Raw genomic sequence first — 4726 nt, 5'->3', positions numbered from 1 at the left:
TCGCGGAGGAGTTCGAAGCGCTCGGCGCGCTGGGGCTCGATCTGGCGCTGACGGGATTCGAGGCCGGCGAGATCGATGCGATCATCTCCCAGGCGGCCGGCATGGTCGCCGAGATGGACGGCACCGACGCCGGCGACGACCGGCGCGACGGCGCATCCGAGGATGCGGCCGGCGCGCCCGCGCCCGCGCGCGGGACATTGGCCGCGCGCTTCGGCGTGCCGCCGTTCTCGGTGCTCAATGCCCGCGAAGGATGGTGGCAGGAGCGCAAGCGCGCGTGGATTGCGCTCGGCATCCGGAGCGAGCTCGGGCGGGGTGGCAATCTGCTGCGCTTGTCCGACACGCTGATCGAGCCCGATCCGGAGAAGCGCGCGGCGATGCAGGCGGCACGGGCGGCAGCGCCGGGCGGCGCGTCGGGTAGCCCGCGGTCCGCGTGGAAGGCCGCGCGCGGCGACGGCAGCTATGCAGACCCACCCGGCAGCGTCATGGCGTGCGGATGAACAACCTCACCTTCGTGCGCGGCGAGCGCGATCCGGAGACGCTCGATCCGGTCTCGCGCCAGATCCTCGATGCGGGTTCCGGCACGTCGATCTTCGATCCGGTGCTCTGCGAGCTCGCCTACCGCTGGTTCTGCCCGCCCGGAGGCCTGGTGCTCGATCCCTTCGCCGGCGGCTCGGCGCGCGGCATCGTCGCGTCGCGCCTCGGCCGGCGCTACGTCGGCATCGACCTCCGCCCGGAGCAGGTCGAAGCGAACCGCGCTCAGGGCAAGGCGCTCTGCGGCGAGCCGATCCCGGCCTGGATCGAAGGCGACAGCCTGCACGTGCGCGAGCTCGCGGCCGGCATCGAGGCGGACTTCGCCTTCTCATGCCCGCCCTATGCGGACCTGGAACGCTACAGCGACGATCCGCGCGACCTCTCGACGATGCCCTATCCGGAATTCCGCGACCGGTATGCGCGCATCATCGCGAACACGCTCATGCTGCTGCGCGAGGACCGCTTTGCGGCCTTCGTCGTCGGCGATGTGCGTGGGCCGGACGGGTTCTATCGCGGCTTCCCCTGGCACACGATCGACGCGTTCGAGCGCGCGGGCGCACGGCTCTACAACGAGCTGATCCTGGTCACCGCGGTGGGCTCGCTGCCCGTGCGCGCCGGCCGCGCCTTCGCGGCGAGCCGGAAGATCGGCAAGACACACCAGCAGGTGCTGGTCTTCTGCAAGGGCGATCCGGTGCGCGCGACAGAGGCGTGCGGCGAATGCGAGTTCGGCGAGCTCGCGCCGGACGACGCCGAACCGGAGAATGACACCGAGGACGAGGCGCAGGGCGCGACCGACGACGGGAGCCCCGCATGATCGCGCCAGTGGTCGAGACGCACGAAGGCACCCGCGTGGTGCGCGACGACCTGTTCCCGGGCGGGACGAAGGCGCGCTTCCTGCCGGCGCTGTTCGCGGCGGCGGACGAGGTGGTCTACGCCTCGCCGGCGGAGGGCGGCGCGCAGACCGCGCTGGCGCATGTCGCCGCGGCGCTCGGCAAGCGGGCGACTATCTTCGTCGCGCGGCGCGCCGAGCGGCATCCGCGCACGCGCGAGGCGGCGCGGCTCGGCGCGCGCATCGAGGAGGTCTCGCCCGGCTACCTAGGCGTGGTCCAGTCCTGGGCACGCGGCTACGCGGCGCGGACCGGCGCACTGCTGGCGCCGTTCGGCATGGACATGCCGGGCGCCGTCGCGGCCATCGCCGAGGCGGCAAGCGCGACCGGCGAGGAGCCGGAAGAGGTGTGGTGTGCAGCCGGCTCGGGCGTGCTCATGCGGGCACTGGCCGCGGCATGGCCGCGGGCGCGGCGGGTCGCGGTCCAGATCGGGCGGGCGCTGAAGCCGGCGGACGTGGCCGGAGCGGAGATCGTCGTGCATCCGCTGCCGTTCGGCCGGCCGTGCAAGGCGGCCGCGCCGTTCCCGGCCGATCCGCACTACGACGCGAAGGCGTGGGAACTCTGCCGCGCGCGGCGCGGCCCGGGCCGTGTGCTGTTCTGGAACGTCGCGGGGCCGGCTAGGCCGTGATGCCGGCGGCGCGGTTGCGTTCGCCCTGGGCCTCGTTCTCGATGCGCACCCATTCGCGCGCCGCGTCCTCGTATTCGGCCGGCCAGTGCGGCGCGTTCGGGCCGCGCTGCCACGCGCGCGTCATCGGGTTCCAGATCTCGACCGTCCAGCCGCCGATTGCCGGCGGCAGGCTGGCGAGGCGATGCTCCCAGGGGAAGGGGGTCTCGGCTGGCATGGCGGCGTGCTCCTGATCGAAGCCTAGCGGAAGCGGAAGGCGCCGTCGAAGTTGCGGCGCAGGTCTGCGGTGACGGCCGGCAGGACGCAGAGAGGGCGGCGGTGCCGGCCCGCACGGATGAAGAGGCTTTCGCCCTCGGCGAAGGCCTCGCCGACCTCCGCGGCCCGCCACGCGGTGACGGCCCAGACGCGCCCGCCATTGCGGCGGTGCTCGTTGATCCTCTCGGCCATCTTCTGCGCTTCGGTCATGGGTCGCTCCATCGGTTGCGGTGGCGACACAGAGCCAGAGAGAGCAGCGCATGTGAGTTGCTCTCTCACAATGCGCCGCCCGCTCGGAGAGCATGCCCGTCCCTAGGGCGCCTCGGCCGCGGAGGCCGCGTCTTCCGCCTCCGCCGCGCGGCGTTCGGCGTGGGCGATCGCCTCCTGCTCGCGATCAAAGATCGCGATCTCGGGCAAGCCGTCGGTGTCTACGGTCTCGGCATCCGAGACCACCCATGCCACGGCATCAAACCGCGTGTGGATCGGATACAAGGCGAATCGCTTGAATGGGCCGTAGAAGGTGGCCTTGCTGGCCCGCTTGCCCTTGAGGGCGGGGTTGTTGATGATGGTGGCGCGCATCGCGGTCTCCTGTGTTGGGGTTGCGCTGCGCGCTGAGAGCCATGGATCGCGGCTCGGGGGAGATGCTCTCTGAGCAGTCCGCGACCGCTCAGAGAGCATCGTCAGAGGGCTGCCTTCGCGCGCAGGGATCGCGCGCGCCGGACCATGCCGGCAAGAAGGGCGCGCAGAGAGGCCGCATCCATCGCTTCGACGCGTTCGAGGTCCATGCCGGCCGTCTCGACAATCTCGCGGAGCATGTCGGGCGCGGCCGCGATCAGACGCGTGTTGGCGTCGCGCTCGGCCGGATCGTGCGGCCAGCGCGCGAGGCCTCCCGGCGAATAGGTCTGCGCGACCACGTGCGGCCCGGGAGCGTCCGCGATAACGAGGCCGGCCTGCGCGCGCCACGGCCCGGGCGTCGGGGCGGCGCGGCTCATGGCGTGCCCTCCTGCCCGGCGTCGGGTGCATTCGGCGCCGCGTCGGCACCTGCCGTCGAAAGCCACGCATGTCCGGCCCAGCCGCCCTCGGCGTTCTTGACGATCCTCGGCCAATGCACGGGATGGAAGGCGTTCTTGGCCGCGAGCTCATCCTGCATGATCTCGTCCGCCAGATTGCGCAGGGCCTTGGCGAGTTCGGCGGGGGTGCGGCAGGCGGGCAGCTTGTGCCCCTCGCCCGCGCGGACGGCGATGCGGACGATCATCGCGCGCCTCCGTTATGGCCGGTGCCCGGCCCAGCCTTCGGGCCGAACCCTTCGGGGAGGCAACCTCCGTTCTCGACGTGCACGGTGATGCCCTCGGGGGTGACGGCGTAGACCATCGCGCGCCGGTCGCCGGCCGCTTCGGCGCGCGCCTCGGCCAGGGTGGCGAAGCGGCGGGTGTCGTAGGCGCCGCGGCCGCGGAAGCGCGCGACGGTGAAATAGGCGGCGCGGGCGATCTGCTCCGCGCTCCATTCGGCCGGCCCAGGGCGGCGGGGCGTCGCCGCGATCAGGCGTCGGGTGCGTGGCATTGTCCTCTCCTGCGGTGCGGAGCCGGACCGTCCGGCTCTCACCGCCGCAGGCCCCGCCGGCTCGCGCCGGTCGGGGCTGGGCCGGGCGCCGCGGCGGCTAGCCGCGGAAGGCCCGTTCCTGCCGGCCGCGGCGCGCCATCTCGGCGTCGAAGGCGTCGGCGATGGCCGCGAAGCGCGGGTCGAGATCGGCGCGGAGCGTCGGGCGGTAGCCGGTCACCTGCGCCTCGTCGCAGAGCTCGGCGAGGCTTCCGAAGCGCGTGAGGTCGGCCACCGCGGCGTCGATCCCGCGTGCCCTGGCGATCTCGGACGCGAAGGTCGCGGCCGGCACCGGCCGGCCGTCGATGAAGTGCATCGCGCGGGGGCTGCGCAGGCGGGTGGTCAGGGTCCGGCGGAAGTGCCGGCAGGCGATGCGGGCGTCGGTGCGGGTGGTCATCGTTGCCTCCTGGGTGGCGGTTGCGATGGCCGCAGTCAGACTCATCTCGCGGGCGGACCGTTCTGCTCTGTCACCATGCCGGGATGCTCAGAGAGCCGGGCGGGCTAATAGCGCGTGCGGCCGCTGCGCGACCCCCATGCGCGCGCCGCGAGCGACCCATCAGGCGCAAGCAGACGGACCTCGCCGTGGCGCAGCGCCGCGCGGGTCTGCTCATAGATGGCGCGTGCCTCCGACTCCTGGCCCGTGTGGATCGTCTGCCGACGTTCCAGACGGCGGCCGCTGCGCCGCTCGACGCGCCATAGGGAGGGCGGGTCGGGGGGGGGGGGGGGCCCCCCGCGCCGGAGGGGGGCGCGGGCGGGGGGGGCGGCCCCCCGGCCCGCGCCCCCCCCCACCGCGGACCGGGGGGGGGGGGGGGGGGGGGGGGGGCCCCCCCCC

At 73.6% G+C, this 4726-nt stretch carries 10 protein-coding genes; 3 read left to right on the top strand and 7 right to left on the bottom strand.

Features of this window, described 5'->3' with window-relative positions; all coding sequences use genetic code 11:
* From ACTIFU_RS16175 to ACTIFU_RS16165, 3 genes are all read left to right on the top strand, one after another.
* The coding region (locus ACTIFU_RS16175) for a hypothetical protein (RefSeq protein WP_439579351.1) at positions 1–497 on the top strand (497 nt) is incomplete at its 5' end.
* Positions 494–1345, top strand: coding sequence for a DNA methyltransferase (locus ACTIFU_RS16170; protein ID WP_439579350.1), 852 nt, complete (start codon positions 494–496; stop codon positions 1343–1345). The genes ACTIFU_RS16175 and ACTIFU_RS16170, both read left to right, overlap by 4 nt.
* Positions 1342–2046, top strand: coding sequence for a pyridoxal-phosphate dependent enzyme (locus ACTIFU_RS16165; protein ID WP_439579349.1), 705 nt, complete (start codon positions 1342–1344; stop codon positions 2044–2046). The genes ACTIFU_RS16170 and ACTIFU_RS16165 overlap by 4 nt, the downstream gene beginning before the upstream one ends.
* Here the strand turns inward: ACTIFU_RS16165 and ACTIFU_RS16160 are convergent.
* The 7 genes from ACTIFU_RS16160 to ACTIFU_RS16130 form a co-directional block, all read right to left on the bottom strand.
* The gene (locus ACTIFU_RS16160) at positions 2036–2260 is read right to left on the bottom strand and encodes a hypothetical protein (protein WP_439579348.1); all 225 of its coding nucleotides are present in this window, start codon (positions 2258–2260) and stop codon (positions 2036–2038) included. The two genes, ACTIFU_RS16165 and ACTIFU_RS16160, sit on opposite strands and share 11 nt — an antisense overlap.
* Before the next feature lie 23 nt (positions 2261–2283).
* Positions 2284–2508, bottom strand: coding sequence for a hypothetical protein (locus ACTIFU_RS16155; protein WP_439579347.1), 225 nt, complete (start codon positions 2506–2508; stop codon positions 2284–2286).
* 102 nt (positions 2509–2610) lie between these two features.
* Positions 2611–2877 carry a hypothetical protein gene (locus ACTIFU_RS16150; protein ID WP_439579346.1) on the bottom strand — a complete coding sequence of 89 codons (267 nt, stop codon included), beginning with the start codon at positions 2875–2877 and terminating at the stop codon, positions 2611–2613.
* Positions 2878–2978: 101 nt separating this feature from the next.
* Positions 2979–3290: a hypothetical protein gene (locus ACTIFU_RS16145; protein WP_439579345.1), complete on the bottom strand. Its 312-nt coding sequence runs from the start codon at positions 3288–3290 to the stop codon at positions 2979–2981.
* Positions 3287–3553, bottom strand: coding sequence for a hypothetical protein (locus ACTIFU_RS16140; RefSeq protein ID WP_439579344.1), 267 nt, complete (start codon positions 3551–3553; stop codon positions 3287–3289). Before ACTIFU_RS16140 ends, ACTIFU_RS16145 begins: the two co-directional genes overlap by 4 nt.
* Entirely contained in the window at positions 3550–3858 is a 309-nt protein-coding gene (locus ACTIFU_RS16135) for a hypothetical protein (protein WP_439579343.1), read from the bottom strand. The genes ACTIFU_RS16140 and ACTIFU_RS16135 overlap by 4 nt, the downstream gene beginning before the upstream one ends.
* A gap of 97 nt (positions 3859–3955) precedes the next feature.
* Positions 3956–4291 (bottom strand): hypothetical protein, encoded by a 336-nt coding sequence (locus ACTIFU_RS16130; RefSeq protein WP_439579342.1) that lies wholly within the window; start codon positions 4289–4291, stop codon positions 3956–3958.
* Positions 4292–4726: the final 435 nt, after the last annotated feature.

This window comes from Elioraea sp. (assembly GCF_051860475.1).
Classification (GTDB): Bacteria; Pseudomonadota; Alphaproteobacteria; order Acetobacterales; family Acetobacteraceae; genus Elioraea.
The sequence above is the reverse complement of the archived record's forward strand: the minus strand, read 5'-3'. Positions and strand labels throughout refer to the sequence as shown.

Excerpts from the sequence above, each read along its gene's own strand:
- ACTIFU_RS16160 (WP_439579348.1), bottom strand. The coding sequence starts at position 2,260 with ATGCCAGCCGAGACCCCCTTCCCCTGGGAGCATCGCCTCGCCAGCCTG.
- ACTIFU_RS16135 (WP_439579343.1), bottom strand. The coding sequence starts at position 3,858 with ATGCCACGCACCCGACGCCTGATCGCGGCGACGCCCCGCCGCCCTGGG.
- ACTIFU_RS16150 (WP_439579346.1), bottom strand. The coding sequence starts at position 2,877 with ATGCGCGCCACCATCATCAACAACCCCGCCCTCAAGGGCAAGCGGGCC.
- ACTIFU_RS16130 (WP_439579342.1), bottom strand. The coding sequence starts at position 4,291 with ATGACCACCCGCACCGACGCCCGCATCGCCTGCCGGCACTTCCGCCGG.
- ACTIFU_RS16140 (WP_439579344.1), bottom strand. The coding sequence starts at position 3,553 with ATGATCGTCCGCATCGCCGTCCGCGCGGGCGAGGGGCACAAGCTGCCC.
- ACTIFU_RS16165 (WP_439579349.1), top strand. The coding sequence starts at position 1,342 with ATGATCGCGCCAGTGGTCGAGACGCACGAAGGCACCCGCGTGGTGCGC.
- ACTIFU_RS16155 (WP_439579347.1), bottom strand. The coding sequence starts at position 2,508 with ATGACCGAAGCGCAGAAGATGGCCGAGAGGATCAACGAGCACCGCCGC.
- ACTIFU_RS16145 (WP_439579345.1), bottom strand. The coding sequence starts at position 3,290 with ATGAGCCGCGCCGCCCCGACGCCCGGGCCGTGGCGCGCGCAGGCCGGC.
- ACTIFU_RS16170 (WP_439579350.1), top strand. The coding sequence starts at position 494 with ATGAACAACCTCACCTTCGTGCGCGGCGAGCGCGATCCGGAGACGCTC.